This window comes from Pseudovibrio sp. W64 (assembly GCF_001623145.1).
GTDB lineage: Bacteria > Pseudomonadota > Alphaproteobacteria > Rhizobiales > Stappiaceae > Pseudovibrio.
Genome location: NZ_LMCI01000040.1, coordinates 781 through 1,325 on the forward strand (window position 1 = coordinate 781; position 545 = coordinate 1,325).

A 545-nucleotide genomic window follows, 5' to 3' on the forward strand; every position below is an offset into this window, starting at 1 on the left:
GTGCTCAATGGACATGTACTGAACCATTGAGACCTTACCGTTTTGATGCAAGTGGATTGCAAACGCAGCATCTCCGTCTGGTACACGACCAACAATCTGACCATCTTCCAGATGAAGCGTGATCGCCAAACCTTCAGTCGTGGTCAGGCCAGAATCTGCGTTATCAATGCGAAATACCAGCTCATGACCGCCGCGCTCATCAGCACCAACATTCTTATGGAAATCAAGAACATCATTCCGCGCGTAGATTGGACCGCTCAGATCAGGATCACTGCCCTTTTCGTCAACATCTTTAAACAGCTTGCGAATGCGCCACTTCGGCGGAACATTATCACTGTGATCACCCTCGGTCTCGTCAATGCGAATATGATCATCAACCCAAAGTTCTGGCGCTGGGATGTCATCAACAACCGTCACATCCAGCTTGCCATCCAGAGCAACGGTGTCCCCGTCCCCATCTGTCGCAATAATCACAGAACCAAAGTCGATGACAGCAAGCTCATCACCATTGAGAAGCTGAAGGGCAGTGTTCTCACCATTACCGG

General features: G+C 49.9%; 1 protein-coding gene. It reads right to left on the bottom strand.

Annotation, left to right across the window (positions count from 1 at the left end):
• Positions 1-545 (bottom strand): DUF5801 repeats-in-toxin domain-containing protein (locus PsW64_RS28035; protein ID WP_208980978.1); only part of this gene is annotated, 545 nt, incomplete at both ends.